At 61.9% G+C, this 20,152-nt stretch carries 20 protein-coding genes; 15 read left to right on the plus strand and 5 right to left on the minus strand.

Features of this window, described 5'->3' with window-relative positions; genetic code table 11:
• Position 1: 1 nt before the first annotated feature.
• The 5 genes from menC to Q0X23_RS12640 form a co-directional block, all read right to left on the minus strand.
• Complete coding sequence (gene menC / locus Q0X23_RS12620; protein WP_297860615.1) at positions 2-1,117, minus strand: o-succinylbenzoate synthase; 1,116 nt, start codon at positions 1,115-1,117, stop codon at positions 2-4.
• Between the two features lie 93 nt (positions 1,118-1,210).
• A complete protein-coding gene (locus Q0X23_RS12625; protein WP_297860616.1) occupies positions 1,211-1,942 on the minus strand; it encodes a bifunctional 2-polyprenyl-6-hydroxyphenol methylase/3-demethylubiquinol 3-O-methyltransferase UbiG in 732 nt (243 codons plus the stop codon).
• 592 nt (positions 1,943-2,534) lie between these two features.
• On the minus strand, positions 2,535-3,815 hold the full coding sequence (locus tag Q0X23_RS12630) for an Nramp family divalent metal transporter (protein ID WP_297860617.1): 1,281 nt from the start codon (positions 3,813-3,815) through the stop codon (positions 2,535-2,537).
• Between the two features lie 4 nt (positions 3,816-3,819).
• Positions 3,820-4,653 carry an ATP-dependent Clp protease proteolytic subunit gene (locus tag Q0X23_RS12635; protein WP_297860618.1) on the minus strand — a complete coding sequence of 278 codons (834 nt, stop codon included), beginning with the start codon at positions 4,651-4,653 and terminating at the stop codon, positions 3,820-3,822.
• A 66-nt stretch (positions 4,654-4,719) separates the two neighbouring features.
• A complete protein-coding gene (locus Q0X23_RS12640; protein WP_297860619.1) occupies positions 4,720-5,802 on the minus strand; it encodes an AI-2E family transporter in 1,083 nt (360 codons plus the stop codon).
• A 168-nt stretch (positions 5,803-5,970) separates the two neighbouring features.
• Between Q0X23_RS12640 and Q0X23_RS12645 the strand changes: the two genes are divergently transcribed.
• The 15 genes from Q0X23_RS12645 (at position 5,971) to Q0X23_RS12715 (ending at position 20,023) form a co-directional block, all read left to right on the plus strand.
• Positions 5,971-6,807 carry a MerR family transcriptional regulator gene (locus Q0X23_RS12645; RefSeq protein ID WP_297860620.1) on the plus strand — a complete coding sequence of 279 codons (837 nt, stop codon included), beginning with the start codon at positions 5,971-5,973 and terminating at the stop codon, positions 6,805-6,807.
• Positions 6,808-6,989: 182 nt separating this feature from the next.
• Complete coding sequence (locus Q0X23_RS12650) at positions 6,990-7,316, plus strand: hypothetical protein (protein ID WP_297860621.1); 327 nt, start codon at positions 6,990-6,992, stop codon at positions 7,314-7,316.
• 2 nt (positions 7,317-7,318) lie between these two features.
• Entirely contained in the window at positions 7,319-7,465 is a 147-nt protein-coding gene (locus tag Q0X23_RS12655) for a hypothetical protein (RefSeq protein ID WP_297860622.1), read from the plus strand.
• A 518-nt stretch (positions 7,466-7,983) separates the two neighbouring features.
• The gene (locus Q0X23_RS12660; protein ID WP_297860623.1) at positions 7,984-8,382 is read left to right on the plus strand and encodes a PepSY domain-containing protein; all 399 of its coding nucleotides are present in this window, start codon (positions 7,984-7,986) and stop codon (positions 8,380-8,382) included.
• Positions 8,383-8,660: 278 nt separating this feature from the next.
• Positions 8,661-9,203 (plus strand): hypothetical protein, encoded by a 543-nt coding sequence (locus Q0X23_RS12665; protein ID WP_297860624.1) that lies wholly within the window; start codon positions 8,661-8,663, stop codon positions 9,201-9,203.
• On the plus strand, positions 9,200-9,859 hold the full coding sequence (locus tag Q0X23_RS12670; RefSeq protein ID WP_297860625.1) for an ABC transporter ATP-binding protein: 660 nt from the start codon (positions 9,200-9,202) through the stop codon (positions 9,857-9,859). Before Q0X23_RS12665 ends, Q0X23_RS12670 begins: the two co-directional genes overlap by 4 nt.
• On the plus strand, positions 9,852-10,526 hold the full coding sequence (locus Q0X23_RS12675) for an ABC transporter ATP-binding protein (protein WP_297860626.1): 675 nt from the start codon (positions 9,852-9,854) through the stop codon (positions 10,524-10,526). The genes Q0X23_RS12670 and Q0X23_RS12675 overlap by 8 nt, the downstream gene beginning before the upstream one ends.
• Entirely contained in the window at positions 10,523-13,159 is a 2,637-nt protein-coding gene (locus Q0X23_RS12680) for an ABC transporter permease (RefSeq protein WP_297860627.1), read from the plus strand. Before Q0X23_RS12675 ends, Q0X23_RS12680 begins: the two co-directional genes overlap by 4 nt.
• A 445-nt stretch (positions 13,160-13,604) precedes the next feature.
• Positions 13,605-14,591, plus strand: coding sequence for a YncE family protein (locus Q0X23_RS12685; protein WP_297860628.1), 987 nt, complete (start codon positions 13,605-13,607; stop codon positions 14,589-14,591).
• Positions 14,588-15,325, plus strand: a complete 738-nt coding sequence (locus Q0X23_RS12690) for a polysaccharide deacetylase family protein (RefSeq protein ID WP_297860629.1) — start codon at positions 14,588-14,590, stop codon at positions 15,323-15,325. The genes Q0X23_RS12685 and Q0X23_RS12690 overlap by 4 nt, the downstream gene beginning before the upstream one ends.
• Positions 15,326-15,340: 15 nt before the next feature.
• A complete protein-coding gene (locus Q0X23_RS12695) occupies positions 15,341-15,997 on the plus strand; it encodes a phosphatase PAP2 family protein (RefSeq protein ID WP_297860630.1) in 657 nt (218 codons plus the stop codon).
• 3 nt (positions 15,998-16,000) lie between these two features.
• On the plus strand, positions 16,001-16,657 hold the full coding sequence (locus Q0X23_RS12700; RefSeq protein ID WP_297860631.1) for a response regulator transcription factor: 657 nt from the start codon (positions 16,001-16,003) through the stop codon (positions 16,655-16,657).
• Positions 16,629-17,972 carry a HAMP domain-containing sensor histidine kinase gene (locus Q0X23_RS12705; protein WP_297860632.1) on the plus strand — a complete coding sequence of 448 codons (1,344 nt, stop codon included), beginning with the start codon at positions 16,629-16,631 and terminating at the stop codon, positions 17,970-17,972. Before Q0X23_RS12700 ends, Q0X23_RS12705 begins: the two co-directional genes overlap by 29 nt.
• A 63-nt stretch (positions 17,973-18,035) precedes the next feature.
• Entirely contained in the window at positions 18,036-18,716 is a 681-nt protein-coding gene (locus Q0X23_RS12710; RefSeq protein WP_297860633.1) for a response regulator transcription factor, read from the plus strand.
• 278 nt (positions 18,717-18,994) lie between these two features.
• Positions 18,995-20,023, plus strand: a complete 1,029-nt coding sequence (locus tag Q0X23_RS12715; RefSeq protein ID WP_297860634.1) for a HAMP domain-containing sensor histidine kinase — start codon at positions 18,995-18,997, stop codon at positions 20,021-20,023.
• Positions 20,024-20,152: the final 129 nt, after the last annotated feature.

Below are 20,152 nucleotides of genomic sequence, written 5' to 3' on the forward strand. Positions count from 1 at the left end.
GTTACTGGCTGCTTTTGCTGATGTAAGCCGATTTCTCGGTCAGTTTCTGGATGAAGTCGCGCTTTGGCGTCACGCCCAGTCCCGGCCCCTGGGGTACGGGCATCAGGCCGCCTTTGGCCTCGAGGGCTTCTTCGATGATGTCCTCCTGCCAGTAGCGGCTGGCGCTGCTGGTATCGCCCGGTTTGATGAACATGGGCAGGGTGGCCACGTGAATGTTGGCGGCCCGGCCAATACCGGCTTCCAGCATCCCGCCCATCCAGACCGGCAGGCCGTAGCTCTGGGTAATGTCGTGGACTTTGCGGCTGGCCAGGATGCCACCTACCCGGCCGGGCTTCAGGTTGATGACCCGTCCGGCCCCAATCTCTAAGGCCTTGCGGGTGTCCTCCGGCGAGGTGATGGACTCGTCCAGGCAGATAGAAGTGGAAATGGCCGCCTGCAGTTTGGCGTGGTCCAGGATGTCGTCGAAGGCCAGGGGCTGTTCGATGTAGTCGAGGCCGGCAGCGTCCAGGGCCTTGAAGGTGGAGATGTGGTTGAGGCTGTAGGCCGAATTAGCGTCCACGGTCAGGTTGGCCTCGGGGTAGGCTTCGCGCACCGCCAGGGCCAGCTTTACGTCCCAACCCGGCTTGATCTTCAGCTTGATGCGCTTGTAGCCATCGGCCAGCCCCTTGCCTACCTTCTCGAGGGTGGCCTCGAGGCTCGGCTCGATGCCCAGGCTAATGCCCACCGGAATCTGGGTGCGCACGCCCCCCAGCACCTTCCAGAGGGGCTGGCCCAGGCTCTTGCACCACAGATCCCAGAAGGCCATCTCGAGGGCGGCTTTGGTCATCTTGTTGCCCCGGAAGCCGGCAATCTCGGCCCAGAACTGCTCGGGGTTGGCGAAGTCCTGGCCCAATACCTTGGGAATGAGCAGCGCTTCCAAAAGCGCCCAGGCCCCCGGAATGGTTTCCTCGCGGTAGTGGGGGGTGAACTCCATCACGGTCTCGGCGTACCCCTCGAGGCCTTCGCCATACAGGGTCAGGACGATCAGGTGGCGCATGGTCTGTACGCCAAAGGAGGTCTCGAAGCGGAACTTGAGCGGCAGGGAGACTAAGCGGAGCTCGGCAGCTTCAATTTTCATGCCCGTATGCTAACGCCAAGACGATAAAACCCCAACACGCCCTCAAATAGAGCAGACATGCTTCACATGGTATCGTGAAATGATGCACAAAAACTACCTCCGGTGCCAGGCCTCAAACACAAAAACCGCACTCTCGGGGGTGAGGGGCTCTTTGTGGAATCCGCCAAAAAGCCGGTAATCGAAGCTAAAAGCCCGTAGCCAGCGCTCGAGTTCGTAACGGGTGTAGTAGCGCTGGGTCAGGGTATGGCGCTGTCGCTTGAGGTTTCCTGTGGGCGTAAGGGTGTCTACCAGGTAGTGCGTGAGAAGGGCCTGGGCCGTGGGATGATGCTCCTGGTGGAGAAAGACCTCCGTTTGACCGTAGCTACCCTCGTGCTGTACAACCCCCTGCGGGCCAATATGGGCCGGGTTGTATACGTCGAAAGCAAAGCGTCCGCCCGCTTCCAGGTGGGCCCGAACACCTTCCAGCGTGGCATCTTGCTCGTCCAGGGTATAGAGGTGCATCAGGGCGTTGAAGGGGGCGATGATCAGGGGAAACTGCCGTTTGAGCTTGAGTCGGCGCATGTCGCCGGCCAGCCACTTTACGCCCAGGCCCTGGGTGTGCCTGGCGCCCAACTTGCGCATCTGTTGGGCGGGTTCCAGCGCCCATACCTCCACGCCCTGCCGTGCCAGGGCCCTGGTAACCCGCCCGGTTCCGGCGCCGAGTTCCAGCACCGGGCCGCCGTAGTCGCGCGACAGGCGGGTGTAGAACTCGAGGTCGTCGGTATAGTGTTGGTATTGCAAGTGGTAGAACGGGGCAAGGGGCGAGTAGTCCACTCGAAAAATCATAACCCTGGACGGGTATGCCACTGGTGCACGGGTAACTTATTTTTAGCACATTTTGAAACACGTTGATTGCCCAAAATTGCGACGCGCGGCTTATTGAAAGAGACTGGAGTGCATACCGAATTCCTGGTTGCCAGACTGCTCATGCCGGATTCAAAAAGATAGTCACTCAAGCCAAAAAATCTAGAGGCCATCTTTTTGAATCCTAGAGCACGGCTTTGTGACGACTCCCCGTTCTTCAGAACGGGGCTTCTCGGTTCTCACGGGACGGCCCTTGCCGCTCCCGTCCCCGAAGGTTCCGTCCGGGCCCAGAAAAAAACTCGACTTCGTATCGGCAGGCGAGCGCAATGCTTCCCGCCCCGCCTTGGCGGGGCGGATGCCACGGGTGTTCGCTTGGAGTTTACCGATCGAACCGCACCGCGCCGTAGCGCGGCGCATGGAACCCCCTACTCCAAGTTTCAAGGTGCACGGGGAATGCTGTCCCCAGGATATATCAGGATATATTGTTCACCATGCTATGAGCTCCTACGGAGCACATGGGGGAGTTCTGCTCTGAAGAGGCGGGGGATTATAGCTCCCCCACACCCCCTCGCTTTTATAACATGCTCTGCACAAGTAGATACAGGTTTAAAGCGATGATGACTGATGCTACCAGCCAGCCCATCAACTTGATGGGCTGGCTGATCACCAAGTCGCCCATGAGCCGGGGGTTGCCGACGAAGATGAGCAATGGAACCAAGGCAAAGGGAATAGCGAAGGAGAGCACTACCTGCGAAATTACTAACACCCGGGTAGGATCAAAGCCCAGAAGAATCACTGCAAAAGAAGGCACCAGGGTGACCAGCCGTCGCACCCAGAGGGGGATGCTGAAACCCACAAAGCCCTGCATTACCACCTGACCAGCCAGGGTGCCCACGGTGGTGGAGGACAGACCCGAGGCCAGCAGAGCAGTAGCAAAGACCCCTGCTGCCAACGGTCCCAGCAAGGGAGAGAGGGTCTGGTAGGCGGTGGTGATATCGGCAACGTCGGCGCGGCCGGTGTGATGAAAGGTAGCGGCTGCTGACACCAGCATGGCCATGTTGACAAAACCCGCAATGGAGAGGGCCAGTACCACGTCCAAGTTGTTATAGAACAGCAGTTTGCGCTTTAGGGCGGTGTTGTGGACGGGAACCCGCTGCTGCGAAAGGGCAGAGTGTAGGTAGATCACATGGGGCATGACGGTAGCGCCCAGAATGCCAACCGCCAGCAGAATGCTTTCGCTGCCTTTGAACTGTGGCACAAAGCCTGCCACAAGCCTGGGGTCGGGGTGGGCAAAAAACAGCTCCAGTACGTATGCTATAGCGATCACCCCCACCAGCACAGCGATGGCCGCCTCGAGCGGGCGGAAGCCGTAGCGCTGCAATCCTAGCAGGGTAAAGGTAGCCAGTGCACCAAGCGCAGCCCCCCAGACCAGAGGTAACCCCAGCAGAAGATGGAATCCTAGTGCGGCCCCGATAAACTCGGCTAGGTCGGTGGCAATGGCTGCGAGTTCGGCCTGGATCCAGTAAAAGATGCGCGCCGAGGGCCGGTATTCTTGCCGAACCACCTCGGGTAGGCTTTTCCCCGTGGCGATGCCCAGCCGGGCCGAGAGGCTTTGAATGAGCATGGCCATCAGGTTGGATAAGAGCACCACCCACAAAAGCAGGTAGCCAAACTGGGCTCCGGCCTGGATGTTGGTGGCGAAGTTGCCAGGGTCCATATAAGCCACGCTTGCTACAAAGGCCGGTCCTAAAAAGGGCAGCAGTCGGGCCAGACCGCGTTTACTGGAGTGGCGCTCCAGTACCTGTAAGGCCTCTTGCTGGGTTTTTTTGTCGCTCAGGGGACCGCGGTTGAGCATTTGACTACCTTGGCCTGGGGCCCTCGCGTCTATAGGGTAGCGGCACGTACTGCACACTGGGTCGGTTCCCCCTGGGCTGAGGGTAGAGCTCCATCAGGTTGTAGACCTCGGCAGGCATTTCTGTGGAAATAGGCAGACCCATGCTTTTAGCTTCCTCGGCACTGATGGGATAATCGTGGGTCCAGGTACCCTGGGAAAGTTTATGAGCTAAGGCCTCGGCCTGGGTTTCCTCCAGGTGTTTGTGCAAAAGGTTTTTGGCAGTAGCCTTGACCTGCAGTAGGGCCTTTCGGGCTTGATCAGCCATGATTAAGGTTTCGTCGTCAATTTTTTCGATGGGCTTTTGCTCCAGCACCTTCAGGATTGAGACGGCGGGGTATTGACCGAGCTGGGGATCTACCGGGCCGAGTACCGCGTTGGCGTCCAAGACAATTTCGTCGGCAGCCAGAGCGATCAGAGTACCCCCCGACATAGCGTAGTGGGGCACAAAGACCGTTACTTTAGCTGGATGGCGCAGGAGGGCCTCGGCGATCTGTTCGGCAGCCAGCACCAAGCCACCCGGAGTGTGCAATACCAGATCGATGGGTACTTGTGGGTCCGTGAGACGAATGGCCCGCAAGACCTGCTCGGAGTCGTCGATATCAATGTAGCGCGATAGGGGTAGGCCCAACAGGGCAATGGCTTCTTGTCGGTGAATCAGGGTGATAAGGCGGCTATTGCGGCGGCGCTCGAAGGCCTGGAGGCTTCGGGCTCGAGCTAGCTCCAACATCTGGCGCTGAAACAAGGGACTCAGGAACGAAAGCAGCAAAAAAAGCCAGAATAGGTTGTTCAGGATTTCCATGGTTTGTAAGCCTCCTTTACATTGCAAGGTGTTTTTTGCGGTATGCCGTGTCTTTACCTAACAACTTTATCTTGATGCAATCGGTGGCCAAGAGTCCTCGAGCCAGAGCTTGATGGTAGCGGTTGTCGGTACGGCCACCAGCATCCCCACCACCCCGGCCAGCCGCTCCCCTAACAACAGCGCCAGTAACACTGTGACCGGGTGCAGCGAGGTGCTCTGCCCCACCAATAGAGGGGCCAGCAGGTGTCCTTCGAGCTGAGCAGCAATCAACAATACCAAGAGAGCTTTTAGCACCATCAGACCCCCCAATGGAAGGGCGGCAAAAACCACCATTACTGCGCCCAGGGACAGGCCCAGGTAGGGAATGAGTTCCAGCACACCCACCAGCATACCCAGTGGTAAAGCCAGCGGCACCCCCAACAGGCTCAGGCCAAGCCCTACCAGCGCCCCCAGGCTGACTGCTACAAGCAGTTGTCCACGGAAATAGCCCATCACGGCCCGCTCGAGGTAACCCATCTTCCGCTCAGCCCAGGCCCGCCCGGTGGGTGGCAATCGGTAGAACAGGCTTCGGCCCATACGAGGGCCATCGGCCAGCAGATAGATAAACAGCACCACAAAGGCCGCTAGCTTGACCGCGCCGCCAAACAGGAGGGTGAGGGCAGGGATAAGCCCGCTCTGGGCGAAATTGCCTAGCCGGGGGATTAGCTCAGCGGAAAGGCCCCGCAAGAGCTCGCCCAGGCTGCCGTAGGCTTGCTCGAGGGCCCCCACCAACCAAAAGGGTAAGCCCGAGGCTTGCAGCCATCCGGGTAGATGATTCCACCAATCGGCCAGATGGCCGGCAGTGCCAGGCAGCGTGGCGGCGTACTGGGCGAGTTGCTCGGCTACACGCACCAGCTCTACGCCCAACAGACCAAGCCCTAGCCCCAAAAGTAGCAGAACCATTCCCAGGGCAAGGCTGCGGGGCAGCCGAAGGCGCTCCAGCCGATCTACCAGCGGGCGCACCAGGGCCGCCAGCAACAAAGCCCCCAGAAGAATCCCCCACAGATCCGCGGTGAGATACAGGAAACGGGCTACCAGGAGGAGCAGCAAGAGGCCAACCAGCCCCCGCACATAAGGGCTTCCCCACAAGATCACAAGACCCTCGAACACGCCTCAAGTTAAGGATAGTGGGTAAAGGTTGGGTAAAGATGGAGGTCTGGCATTGCAAAAGCCTGGGGATCATCCAGCGGGAGGGCAGGAGCCAGGTTGAGGAATTTCCCGGCTAATCCTCGGGAGAGCCCTTGACTCTTCCCCAGGGGCAGGCCCCATACTAACCCCGTGAACGAGCCCGCCAGCAAAACCCCCATCCACCACCTGACCATCGGGGAGTTCTCCCGGCGCTCGCGGCTCTCCTTCAAGGCGCTGCGGCTATACGACGCGATAGGGTTGCTCCCCCCGGCCTACGTGGATGGTGAGTCGGGCTACCGCTACTACCGCGAAGACCAGCTCGAGCGGGCCAAGCTGATCGGGCTCTTGCGACAGCTCGAGATGCCGCTCGACCGCATTGCCGCGGTGCTCGAGCTGAGCGGGGCGGAGGCCGTGCGCGCGGTAGGGCAGTACTGGGAAGAGGTTGAAGGGGAACTGAAAACCAAGCGGGCGCTCGTTCGCTACCTCGAGGGCTACCTCAGCGGCAAAGGAGAAACCATGTACGAGATACAAACCCGAGAAGTGCCCCAACAGAAGGTCGCGACGATCCAGAGGAGCGTAAATATCAAAGACCTTAGCCTTTTCATTGAGGAGGCGTTCAACGAACTCTACAGCCACATCACTGCCTCCGGCCTCGAGATGAAAGGGTTCCCTCTGGTGATCTACCATGGCGAGGTCAACGAAGACTCCGATGGGCCGGTGGAGGTGTGCGTGCCCTTCGAGGGTAACTTGGAGCCCGCCGGGCGAATCCGGGTGCGGCTCGAGCCCGCCCACCGCGAGGCCTTCACCCGTATCAGCAAGGCCCAGGTCAAGTTCCCCGTCATCCTGGGGGCTTACGACGCGGTGGCGAATTGGCTGAAGGATCAGGGCAAGCCTATGAGCGACTCCGCCCGAGAGGTCTATTTCGCCCGTTGGGATACCCTTGGCCCCGACGACCCGGCCTGCGACGTCGCCTTCCCCTATGTATGAGGAGCGTAGCGTGAACCAAGCTATCCTCGAGTTCTGCACCGCCCACAGCCCCTTCAGCGATCCTGCCAAGTACGCTGATCTCCTAGAGATTCTGCCGGAAGACATCCCCGGTCTGTGCCAAGCCGTGTGGGGCCCAGGTCATCGGCTCGCTCGAGCTGTTCAACTTCGCCGAGGGCTATAGCATGAACTTCGACCTGGCCCCGCTGGCAACCCAGATCAGCAACAACAACCCCGCCGAATACGTGCTCAGCCGGAGCCTACAGATCGACCCCTTTGCCGCGATCAAGAGCCTGGTCAGTTTCCTGCTGGGCTCGGGGGCGGGGAACAGCCTGGGGCTTGACCCCATCCGCCTCAACCTGGCTTCGGTACAGTCGCCGCTGATCCAGTCGGTCACGGCGGATTCGAGCATCTCTGGCACGACCGTAGCGGTCCGGCTCGACCCAAATTTGGCCTGCTCTACAATGTGCAGAAGGTTCAGCTCATCCGCAGGGAGACCAACGGTACGCTGACCTTGGTCCAGGAGAGGACCCCCAGCAGCAGCGGCCAGACCACCTTTAACTTTAGCCTTCTAACGGGTACGAGCCTGGCCAACCTGTACGTTACAGTGGTGCCTGTGGTGCTCTCTGAAATCCCGCTGGGAACCGCCAAGGTGCAATAAGATGTAGAGCGGCCTCCCGCGAATACCCGCTATAGCGCTGTAGCGGGTATTTCATGCCAACTTTACGGTAAGCCATGCCTACCCGTCCGTTGCCCTTGGAGCTGCACCTAACGATTGATACCAGATTCGATTAGTTCGTCCCTGTTTGGTGACGAACTAACCCGACTGAAGTTATCCGCGTAGCGGAGGGCGATACCGCCCCTTAGAAAGCTTTGCTCTAGGATTCAAAAAAATAGTCTCTAGATTTTTTTTTGGTTTGAATAACTATCTTTTTGAATCCGGTATGACTGTAATTGGCCAATACAACTGATACTCTTTTGAGGAACCGACCCCCCTTGCATGCCAGAAACTTCAATAAGAAAACATCCATTTAACCGTGGCTCTCTTCATGAAAGCGGCCGCTGCCGCTTCGGCTTCATCGGAACCTTCACCGCTTTCTCAAGCGCTGCAACCTTCCTGCAAGGTAAGTGGACTACTTTGGTCTCGTCCAGGCCAAGGCCTGGCAAGGAGGAACAAAGATGAAAAGGTATGCAAAAGTGATTGTGTTGGCAACATCGGCTCTTCTGGGATTGACGGCTTTTGCCCAGAAAACGGGACAGGGTGGCAGCCAGTACCCTACCTACACCGGCAGCTTGCCAGTACAGGAGAACCTGAGTGCCCAGCAGTACCAGGCCCTGGCCAAGGTCTCGATGCAGGATGCGATTAAGGCTGCCCAGAGCGCGCTTGGCAGCACGGCTACGCCCACCAAGGTTAAGCTGGGGGTGGAAAACGGCTACCTGGTCTGGGAGGTGGTGCTCGCTGGACAGGAGGTCAAGGTGGATGCGGGCAACGGTAAGGTGTTGCACCAAGAAGCCCAGGGCAACGCAGAGGAGAACGATGGCGAAAACGATGGTGAGAGCAACGAAGACAACGGCTAAGCTATGAACCCACGGCTGCCGGGTGAATCCCGGCAGCATTTTTACCTTGCAACATGGATATGCATCCTGCGTCCGGCTGCCGGTTCAAGGTCCGGAACTCCCGCAGGGCTACTCGGGCGGTAACCTTCAAGCCCTCCGGCAGCTTCCGCGCAAGCGGGGAGGGTTGTCAGAGCCCCGCAACCTTGCTGCAAGGTTAGCCTGCTACGTTGCTCGCTGTCGGGGGAAGGCCCCGATAAGGAGAGAAGCATGTTGAAAACCCAGATGAAAAGGAGGCTGCCATGAAGCGACACCTGGTTCTCACAGCCGTCTTTTGGAGCCTGGCCGTGGCCCAAACCTCGTATGTGCCTGAGCCCAACCGTGGGGGCGACATCCCGGACAACCAAGCCTTTGTGCGCTATGCCCACCCCGCAGGCTACAGCCTCGAGGTTCCCGAGGGCTGGGCGCGCACCGTACAGGGCAGCAGCGTCCGCTTTGAAGCCAAGCTCAACCGCCTGAGCGTGGTGCTGCGGAAAGCCTTGGCTGCTCCTACCGTGGCCGGGGTGCAGGACAAGGAGGTGAGGGCCTTGCAAAAGGAAGCTGGCGTCAAGATACAGTCGGTGAGGGCAGTTAAGCTGCCTTCCGGCAGCGCCGTGCGGGTGAGTTACGAAGCGCAGTCCCAGCCGAACGCCGTAACCGGCCAAAAAGTATGGTTGGAGAACGACCTGTACCTGCTGTACAAGAACGGTCAGGAAGCGCTGCTAACCCTCTCGACCCCCAAAGGAGCCGACAACGCCGATGCCTGGCGGCGGATTGTGGAATCCTTCCGATGGGAGCGGCCATGAGCGTGCTCGAGGCCATCGACCTGTACCGCTTCTATCACGTTGGGGATGAGGAAGTCAGGGCGCTGCGCGGGGTGAGCCTGCGCATTGAGCCGGGTGAACTGGTGGCGGTGGTGGGAGCCTCCGGCAGCGGCAAGAGCACCCTGCTGGCCTGCTTGGCTGGGCTGGACGAGCCCGACGGCGGTTATGTGAGTGTCGCAGGCCAGCGCCTGACCCGCCGCTCCGAGGAGGAGCGGGCCGAGCTAAGGGCCCGCCACGTGGGGGTATTGTTGCAATCCGACAACCTCTTCGAGCACCTGAGCACTCTGGAAAACGTGCAATTCGCCACCCTCTTAGCCCACCAGAGCCCGGCGGGAGCGGCGGATTGGTTGCAGCGGCTGGGGTTGGGCGAGCGGCTGTACGCCCGGCCCTCACAGCTCTCCGGCGGCGAGCTGGCGCGGGCCGGTTTGGCCGCAGCCCTGGCCGCCCAGCCCACCCTTTTGCTCGCCGACGAGCCCACTGCCGAGGTGGACGCCGAAACCGAGGCGCTGGTGCTGGGCGAGATGGAAAGCTTCTGCGCCCGGGGCGGGGCCGCCCTGATCTCCACCCACAGCCCCGAGCTGGCCCGCCGGGCAGGCCGAGTGTTGCACATCCGGGATGGGAGGTTCGCCCATGCCTGAAGCCTTGGTGGAGGTGCGTGGGGCCCGCCGGAGCTATGGGTTGGGCGGAGGAGAAACTGTGGCCCTGGAGCGAGCCACCTGCCGGGTGCTGCCGGGCGACCGCATCGCCCTGCTGGGGCCTTCGGGCTCGGGCAAAAGCACCCTGTTGCACCTGATGGGAGGACTTGAGCGGCCCACCTCCGGTTCAGTGAGGTTCCCCGCGCTCGGTGAGCCGGACGAACTGCGCCCCGGCAAGGTGGCCTTCGTGTTTCAGGCGCAGAGCCTTCTGGCGCCCCTGACAGCACTCGAGAACGCTGCCTTGCCGCTGGTGCTGGGCGGGGTGGAGGAGCGCGAGGCCGAGATTCGGGCGATGGAAGCCCTGGAGCGGCTGGGTCTGGAAAAAGTTGCCCAGCAGCTTCCCGAGGAGCTATCGGGCGGGCAGGCCCAGCGGGTCGCGGTAGCGCGTGCCCTGGCGGGGAGTCCCCGGCTAATTCTGGCCGACGAGCCCACCGGACAGCTCGACAGCGAGACCGGAGCGCAGCTGATGGATACCCTGCTGGGGGCCCTCGAGAACACCGAAACGGCTCTGGTGGTCGCCACCCACGACCTCGGCGTAGCCCGCCGTATGGACTGGGTTTGGCAGATGCGGCGCGGCGTGCTGGACACCGGAAAAGGAGTACCGGCATGACCCTGGCCTGGCTCCGCGGATTGCTCACCCGGCGGCCCTGGCGGGTGTGGGGTGCAGCCACCGGCGTTGCGCTCACGGTGGCTTTCCTGGCCTGCCTGGGGGCCTTCCTCACCCGCAGCACCGCCACCATGACCCAGCGGGCGGTGGAGGGGGTTGCGGTGGACTGGCAGGTGTTGCTGGCCCCGAACGCCGACCTCGGCGCGGTGAAGGGGGCTATACAGGCCGTGGGCGTGAAAGCCCTCGAGCGGGTCGGCTACGCCGATGTGGCGGGTTTCAGCGCCCGCACCGGCGGGACCGTGCAGACCACTGGCGCGGGCAGGGTGCTGGGGATTTCCAGCACCTATGCGCTTCATTTCCCCAAGGAAATCCGTCCCCTGGTCGGCGGTGCTCAGGGGGTGCTGCTGGCCCAGCAGACCGCCGCCAACCTGCACGCCGCGGTGGGCGACACCGTTTTCATCCATCGCCTAGGACTACCGCCGGTGAGCGTACGGGTCGCGGGGATCGTGGACTTGCCCGAGGCCGACTCCTTGTTCCAGGCGGTGGGCGCCCCCAAGGGGCTGGCCCCACAGGCCCCGCCGGACAACGTGCTTCTGTTGCCAGCAGCGCAGTGGCACGCCCTCTTCGACCTGCAGCGGGCCGTCCGGCCCGACAGCGTGCGCGAGCAGTTCCATGTCCGGCTTTCGACATCGCTTTCCAAAGACCCCGAGGCAGCCTATGTTCAGGTGCAGCGGCTCGCCAAACATACCGAGGTCAAGGTAGCAGGTGGAGCGGTGATTGGCAACAACCTGGCCGCCCGGCTGGATGGGGTGCGGGCCGATGCCCTCTACGCCCAGGCCCTTTTTCTTTTTTTGGGCGTTCCCGGCGTGATCCTCGCGGCCTTGCTGACCCTCGGCGTGGCGGGGGCCAGCGGGGGAGAGCGCCGCCGCGAGGCCGCGCTGTTGCGGATGCGCGGGGCGGGGGTGCGGCGGGTGCTGGGGCTGGCCTCGCTCGAGGCGGGATGGGTAGCCTTCGTCGGGCTGCTGGGCGGCTTGGCTCTGGCTTGGCTTGCCGAGCGCGTCGCCCTGCCGTCGGACTCGAGCCTACGCTCGGTCTGGACGCTTTTGGCGGGTGCTTTCGGGGTGCTGCTGGCGGTCTCGGTGGTGCTCGTCCCCACGCTCCTGGCCCTACGCAATCAAACCGTGAACGCCGCGCGGCAGAAGGTAGGAAGGGCCAGCGCCCCGTTGTGGCAGCGGCTTTACCTCGACCTGGGGCTTTTGGCTTTGTCCGGGGCGCTGTTTTGGCGCAGCACCGCAGGCGGTTACCAACTGGTGCTGGCCCCCGAGGGGGTGGCGAAGGCCAGCGTGCAGTACGAGTCCTTCATCGCGCCTCTGGCCCTATGGGTAGGGGCTACCCTGCTCGCGGTGCGGCTGCTGGATTGGGCCTTAGGCCGCCGCAGCCTTACCCCGATCCTGCGCTCGCTGGCGGGAAACCTTGCTCCCAGCGTTGCGGCCACCCTGGAGCGGCAGCGAAGCCTGCTCTCGCGCGGCGCGGTCCTGGCCGCGCTGGCGGTGGCCTTTGCGGTCTCCACCTCGATCTTCAACGCCACCTACGGCGGCCAGTCGCGGGTGGACGCGCTGCTCACGAACGGGGCCGACGTCACCGTGACCGGAACCGCAGCCCATCCGGCGGAGAGCCGGCTTTCTGCCCTGAGAGCGATCCCCGGCGTGGCCGCCGCCCAGCCGCTCCAGCACCGCTTCGCCTACGTGGGCAACGACCTCCAGGACCTTTTTGGCGTAGATCCAGCCCACCTCACCGAGGCCACCCGGCTGGTAGACGCCTACTTCCGCGGGGTCACGGCCCAGCAGGCGCTGCAACTGCTGCGCTCGAGGCCCGACGCTCTGCTTGTCTCGCAGGAAACAGTCAACGACTACCAGCTCAAGGTGGGCGACCCGCTGCGCTTGCGATTACTGGACGCTCGAGACCACCAGTATCACGTCGTCCCCTTCACCTTTGTGGGCGTGGTGCGGGAGTTTCCCACCGCCCCTAAAGACTCCTTTCTGGTGGCCAACGCTGATTACGTGGCCGCACAGACCCACGCCAGCGCTGCCGAAGTGGTTTTGCTGCGGGTGAACGGCAACCGCACCGAGGTGGCATCCTGGGCGGCTCAAATCGTGCGCGACCTGCCGGGGGCAACGGTCTCAGAACTCGGTGCGGTACAGCAGCGCATCGCCTCGAGCCTCACCGCGGTCAACGTGGCGGGGCTCTCCCGGCTCGAGCTAAGCTTCGCCGCACTGCTCCTGGCCGCGGCTACGGGGCTGGTGCTGCTCTTGGGCCTTACCGAGCGACGCCGTAACTTCACCGTGCTGAGCGCACTCGGTGCGAAGCCAAAGCAGCTCGCGGCCTTCCTATGGGGTGAAGGGCTCGTCGTGGCCGGAGCAGGCAGCCTGGCTGGCTTGCTCATCGGGCTGGGCGTGGCGCAGCTTTTGGTCAAGTTGCTGAACGGGGTGTTCGACCCGGCCCCGGAGCGGCTGGCCATACCCTGGGGTTACCTGGCCGCGCTGGCTCTCGCCGCTTTTCTTTCCACCGTGCTCGCAGTGAATGCAGCCAGGGCCGCGAGCGGCAAGAGTCTCACGGAGGTGCTGCGCTCGGCCTGAGCGTGGTGCAGTACGCCCGTGGTCTCGTCGGCAGGAGGAACCTGGATGAAAAAGTACGCAAAAGCGACTCTGTTTGCAATCTTGGCCCTTTGGGGCAAGTTGCGCTACAGCGGTCTGCCCCAGTAGCCTTTTACCGTGGCCATACCTTGGATTGTCCAGCTCTTCCGAGAGGTTTAGTGTGAGCAAAAACAAACCACCGCACCTGCTATCGCTCAGGTTTTTTGCATCAAGCGAGCAATCTGGCGAGATTTCATATGACTGGAAGAAGGTGGGTTTACCTGGGGTGGTGGGGTTTCTCCTCTCGCTCGCTCTGATGGCCTGCAAATCACAACCCCAAACAGCCACCCCATCGGTACAAGGGGCTTCGAGCCCGCCTGCTCCTACCGCGGTAGGCTCCCCCCTATACACCGGCCTCCCGGGGATGCCGCCGTATGATCCGCACAACGTGTATGCTTTCACCCAAGCGGGGATGCTTGCGCCTGCGGTGAAGGATTTTCCCCAACGGGTATATGTACCCGATGGCAAGACCAACCGGCTTTACGTGATCGACCCCAAGACCTACCGGATCGTAGATAGTTACCCTGTGGACGCCGTGCCCCAGCACGTGGTGCCCTCCTACGACCTCAAGACACTCTACGTGGTGAACGACGTGGGTCAGACCCTCATCCCGGTAGACCCCAAGACCGCCAAGCCCGAGCTCCGCATACGGATTGCCGACCCATACAACCTATACTTCACCCCCGACGGAAAATACGCGCTGGTAGTGGCTGAGGTCAAACAAAGGCTCGACTTCTATGATCTTCAGACCTGGCGGCACAAAAGCTCAATCTCTGTTCCCTGCAAGGGGGTCAACCACATGGACTATAGTGCCGACGGGCGTACCCTGGTGGCGGCCTGCGAGTTCAGCGGAGACCTGCTGAAAATCGATGTGGCCGCGCGCAAGCTCCTAGCCAAGATTAGCCTGGGGGGAATGCCTCAGGACGTCAAACTCTCGCCCGACGGCCAGATATTCTACGTAGCCGACATGATGGCGGGCGGGGTACACCTGATCGACGCGGAGAAGTTTCAGCCGATGGGCTTCATCCCTACCGGAAAGGGGGCCCATGGCCTCTACCCCAGCCGCGACGCGAAGTACCTGTACATCTCCAACCGGGGAGAGGGCTCGGTGAGCGTGCTGGAGTTCGCCACCCGTAAGCTGGTGGCCAAGTGGAAGATCCCCGGTGGGGGTAGCCCGGACATGGGCGGGGTCTCGGCGGATGGGAAGCAACTGTGGTTGGCCGGGCGCTACCACGGGGAGGTCTACGTCTTCGACACCGACCCGAAGCAGGGCGGCCTGATCCGTCGCATCAAAGTGGGCAAAGGGCCGCACGGGCTGGCCATCTACCCCCAGCCGGGCCGGTACTCGCTAGGGCATACCGGGGTGACCCGATGAGAAGATGGCTTGGGATCGGCCTGCTGCTATGGGGAGCAGTATGGGCTGCCCCCGCGCCGATTACCCACGGTTCCCGGCAGCATCCGCGGATCGCCCTTACTTTCGACGCCGACATGACCCCGGGCATGCGGCAAAACCTGCAGAGCGGCCGGGTCAAAAGCTACAACCCCACCGAGCTGTACCGCTTGTTGGAGCAACACCGGGTCAAGGCCACCTTCTTCCTGAGCGGACTCTGGATAGAAGCCTACCCGGAGCAATCCCGCAGGCTGGCGCAGAATCCTCTGTTCGAACTGGAAAACCACAGCTATAGCCACCCTGCTTTTGCGCAACCCTGCTACGGGCTACCTACCGTCCAAGCCGCCGAGAAAGCTGCGGAAATTCGTAAGGTTCAGCGCTTGCTCGAGGGCCTAGGGGTCAATAACCGTTATTTTCGCTTTCCGGGGGGCTGCTATGGCCCCGACGATCTGGCCTTGGTGAAGCGGCTGGGGCTTCAGGTGGTGCACTGGGACGCGGCGGGGGAGGATGGGGGGCAGACCGACCCTGGGGTGATTGTACGCAACGTGCTGAGCCGGGTGCAAAATGGTTCTATTATCGTACTGCACAGCCAGGGTGGACCGCGTCTCCCCGCCACGCTTCCGGCCCTCAGGCGGCTGATTCCGGCCCTGAAGGCCCGGGGTTTTACCTTTGTCAAAGTCTCTGAGTTGCTTGCTGAACCAGCCGGTATGCGCAAGTGATATTGGGAGGACATCGTGATTAAATCATCCCGCCAAATTCTTAAGTCGGTGCTCTTGTGGGTTCCACTCTGGCTGCTGGCTCTTTTGTTCCTGAGCCTGCTGGGGTTTGTGGGGCTGGCCGAGGACGTCTACGAACGGGAAGGGTTTTTTTTTGACGGGCCGGTGCTGGCCTTTTTGCACGCCCAGCAGAGCGACGTGTGGAACACGCTGGCCCTGGCCTTCACCCAGTCCGCCTCCGCTCCGGTGGTCGGGGGGCTCGCCCTGGGGGTGCTGGTCTGGGCCTATTTCCGTCGGCTGGGGTGGCCTGTTTTCGCTCTAGGTCTGGGCGGTGCGGTGCTTCTGAACCAGGCCGCCAAACTCTTTTTTGCCCGCGCCCGGCCTCATCTCTTCCCACAGCTCACCCCTGAACACGACTACAGCTTCCCCTCCGGCCACACCATGGCCAGTCTGGCCCTGGTGCTCGCGTTGTACGCATTGCTGATGCCCCGCTTTCCCCACGTGGCCCGCTGGCTTTTGGGCCTGGGCTTGCCGTGGGCCTTGCTAGTAGGCCTCTCCAGGCTCTACCTCCAGGTACACTACCCTTCGGACGTGCTGGCAGGGTGGGCCTTGAGCTTTCTGTGGGTATTTGGGGTGGGGCTTTGGTACCGCTGGGCGGTGGGCGGGAGGGGTTAGCCAATGCGTATTTTGCTGGTGGAGGACGACCTCGAGGTAGGGGCTTTGGTCAAAGAGACGCTCGAGGCCGAACCCTATGCAGTGGACTGGGCCCAGGATGGCGAGGAGGCGCTGGGGCTTTGGCAGAGCTTTCCTTATGACCTGATGGTGCTGGATGTGGGCTTGCCCCGGCGGGATGGTTTCAGCCTGCTGACCCACCTGCGCGAGCAGGGCTGGGCGGTGCCGGTTCTGGTGCTGACCGCCCGAGATGGCCTGGACGATCGGGTACGGGGGCTGGAAGGGGGGGCCGACGATTACCTGGTCAAACCCTTCCACCTGCGGGAACTCAGGGCCCGGGTGCGGGCCCTGCTGCGCCGCTCCAGGGGTGTTTCTAGTAACCGGGTTGAGGTTGGTCGGCTCTCGCTCGACATCCGGGCCAAGCAGGCCTGGTGGGCAGGAGAGGCGCTCGAGCTATCCGCCAAGGAGTGGCTAATCCTAGAGTTTCTGGCTCTCCATGCCGACACTTTTTATCCCCGGGAATTGCTTTTGGAGCACGTATGGCCTGGTGAGGCCAGCATTGACCCGCGCAGCCTCGACCCCTATATCTCCCGTCTGCGCCAAAAACTAACTCCAGAAGCCATCGAGACCCGACGTGGGCTGGGCTACCGGTTGGTCGGATGAGTCTTCGCCTGCGACTTACGCTATTCTACGCCCTGCTGGTCGGGGGGTTTTGCTGCTGGCCGGGGTGGGGCTGCGGCTGGGCTTGGAGCGCATTTTGCAAGATGAGCTGAACCAGAGCCTTCAAGCGGCGCTGATTCTGGCCGAACCCTGGGTCAATAGCGACAACGGTCGCCTAAGCCTCAGTCAGGAGGGTGAATTGCCGCCGCAACTGCCACCCGACCTGGCGTTGCTACTGTATAGCCCTCAGGGCCTGGTAGAGGCATTGGGTCAAAAACCTAGACCTTTACCTGTCGCGCAGACCGGTTGCTTTGCTGCTGTGGGCTGGTGGTTTTGTGGGCGCAAAGTAGAAGGGGCTACCCTGCTAGCAGGTCGGCCCCTGGCGGGGATCGAGGATAGCCTGACCGCACTCAACCGGGTGCTCTGGGTGGTCGCGCCGGGAGCTTTGCTCCTGGCGTTGGGGCTGGGCTACTTTTTGGTAGGGCGGGCGCTCAGTCCGGTACGCATTCTCACCGAGGCTGCCCGTGAGCGGGCTGTTGGTCGAATCTGGAACCGCCCCCTGCCCCAGCCCCCGGTGCGAGACGAGCTTTTTACCCTCAGCCAGGCCTTCAACGCGCTGCTGGAGAGCCTGGGTGAGCTGATCGAAAATGAGCGGCGCTTCACCCAGGATGCTGCCCACGAGCTGCGCACCCCGCTTACGGTGCTTCTAGGGCGGCTCGAGCAGGCCCAGGAAAAAAACCTTGACCCCCAGGTAGCCCGTGCCCTGGAACAGGCTTACCGCTCGGCTCAGCGGCTGTTGGCTTTGGTAGAAAAGCTGCTGCACCTGGCCCGAGCCGAGGCTGGCCAAGGGCTGTTGCGAGAGCCGGTGCTGCTCAACCGAATGCTTAGCGAGGAGGTGGAGGACTTGAGGCCGCTGTTCGAGGCAAAAGGCTTGGCCTTACGGGTCTTCTTGCCGGAAGAACCGTTGGAGGTGATGGGGGATCGATTGGCTTTAGGGCTGGCGCTGCGCAACCTTCTTGAGAACGCCCTCAAGTTTACGGTTGCGGGCGAAGTGCGCCTGACCTTGCGCAAAGAGGGTCAAGAGGCGCTGTTGCAGGTGGAAGACACCGGAGGAGGCTTCCCAGAGGAGGCGCTGCCCCATCTGTTTGAGCGGTTCTATCAGGCCCGAGTAGAGCACCGCCGCAGTGGGAGCGGCCTGGGGCTGGCGCTGGTTGCGGCTATTGTGCGCTGGCACGGAGGAACCGTAAAAGCAGTCAACCTTTCCCCGGGAGCCCAGATTGGGGTTCGTTTGCCACTGCACATCGGATCCGGCCGCTGATTCCAACCCACTTTTACCCAATCTTTACTTGGGCGACGTACTCTAACATTCTATGAGGAATCTATGCGGGTGCTTTTGGTAGAGGATGACCCCCGGCTGGCTGCGTTGATTGCGGAGGGATTACGCGACGATGGGTTGATGGTGGATCACGCCCCTAACGCCGCCATCGGGCGGGGCATGGCCGAGCTGGAAGCGTATGATTTGCTGATCCTGGACGTGATGCTGCCGGAGGGCCCCCAGGCTGGCTTTGACCTGGCCCGCGCGCTGCGTAACCGGCGGGACAAAACCCCTATCTTCTTCCTAACGGCTCTAGGGGATATAGACTCCAAGCTCACCGGGCTCGATACCGGGGGGGACGACTACCTGACCAAACCCTTTGATTTTCGTGAACTCAGAGCCCGTATCCGGGCCTTGGTGCGGCGGGCCAGAGGTGAGGCGGTCAATCGGATCCCCCTACCGGGGGGCTATACCCTCGATCTTGCAGCCCACCAGGTGCTGAAAAACAACAAGCCAATCCCGCTTACCCCGAGGGAGTACGCCCTGGTAGAGTGCCTGGGGCTAAACCCGGGCCGGGCTTACAGCCGCAACAGCCTGATCGAGCGGGTCTGGCCCGGGGAGAGCGAGGTGGACACCAAGGTAGTGGACGTATATGTCTCGAGCCTGCGGCGCAAGCTGGGGGAGGACTTCGTCGAAACGGTGCGGGGGCTGGGTTATCGGCTGGGGCGGATGGAGGAGAGCCCTTGAGCCTGCGCTGGCGGCTAACCCTTTATTACACGGGTATTTCTGCAGGGTTGCTGCTCCTGGGTAGCCTGGTTTTGTTTTTGATGCTGCGCACCACTTTACAGCAGGCTCTTGATGACTCCTTACGCGAGGCCGTTGCTCTGGCTACAAGCCAGCTTGAGCCGAGTCTGCCCGATGCTACTGAAAGCACAGAACTGTTCCTAACTAAGCTGCCAGGATCCATAGTGCTACTGGTGTACAATTCCCGCGGCCTACAGGTTAGGAGCTACGGGGTTCCCCCTGTGCGTACGACCCCGCTGCCCGGCTTTAGCTCGGTGGATGGCACCCGCATCTATGGTGAAATCTTAGCCGATGGAAGCGTAGTGCAAGTGATGCGCTCTGAGTCTGAGACCCGTCGCAGCATTCGCCGCGTACAGGAGTTACTGCTCCTGAGCCTTCCGTTGCTGCTGCTGCTGGGCCTGGGAGCAGGCTACCTGCTTGCCGATCGCGCCCTGCGTCCGGTGGATCAGGTGACCCGCTTGGCAGCTCAGATAGCGGCCTCGGGGCGCTACAGGCAGCGGGTTCCTGAGAGTCCCGGCACAGATGAAATGGCCCGCCTGACCCATACCTTCAACGCCATGCTGTCTCGCCTTGAGCAGGCTATAGAACGCGAAAAAGCTTTTGCCCTAGCCGCAGCTCACGAACTGCGCACTCCGTTGAGCCTGCTTCAGGGACGGGCCAGCTTAAGTTTGGAAAAACCACGTTCGCCAGAGCAGTATCGTCAGGCCCTGGTGGAGATTGCCCATACCGCGGAGGATCTCGCACAGGTCATTGAGGCCCTGTTGTTACTGGCGCATACCCAGTCGCCCTTTGACCCAAAGCCCGTGGAACTGGATCTGCTGGCGCTAGAGGCTCAGGAATCTTTGGAGGGGTTGGCTAAAGAGCGACAGGTGCGTTTGGTGCTACAGCTCGAGCGCGCTCCCTGTAGAGGTGACCCCCTCACCTTACGAACGGCCATCACCAACCTGCTCTCCAATGCCATCAAGTACGGGCCGCTGGGGGGTAGGGTCTGGCTGCGCACCCGGTGCGAGGGGAGGCTAGCGGTGGTGGAGGTGGCCGATGAGGGGTCGGGCATTCCCCCCGAGCAGCTCGAGCGCCTTCTGCAGCCCTTTCAACGTGGGATAGGTACCCAGGGGGTGCGCGGGGCTGGGCTAGGCCTGACCCTGGTCATGGCCATTGCGGAGCAGCATGGGGGGGGGTTGAGACTGCAGAATGTCCCTGAGGGGGGGCTGTTGGCCCGCTTGGAGCTGCCGGCGAGCGGCTCATGTTAGTCTGGTTTGTCGGTTCTATACCGCTTTTGTACGCTTGGGGAATTTACAATCATGTCCGGTGCTTCTATGCGAGTATCTTCCTTTTTTTTAGTTTCATGGTTTCTTGCGACCTGCGCGGCTTCACCGGCT

Source organism: Meiothermus sp., from assembly GCF_026004115.1.
Lineage (GTDB): Bacteria > Deinococcota > Deinococci > Deinococcales > Thermaceae > Meiothermus.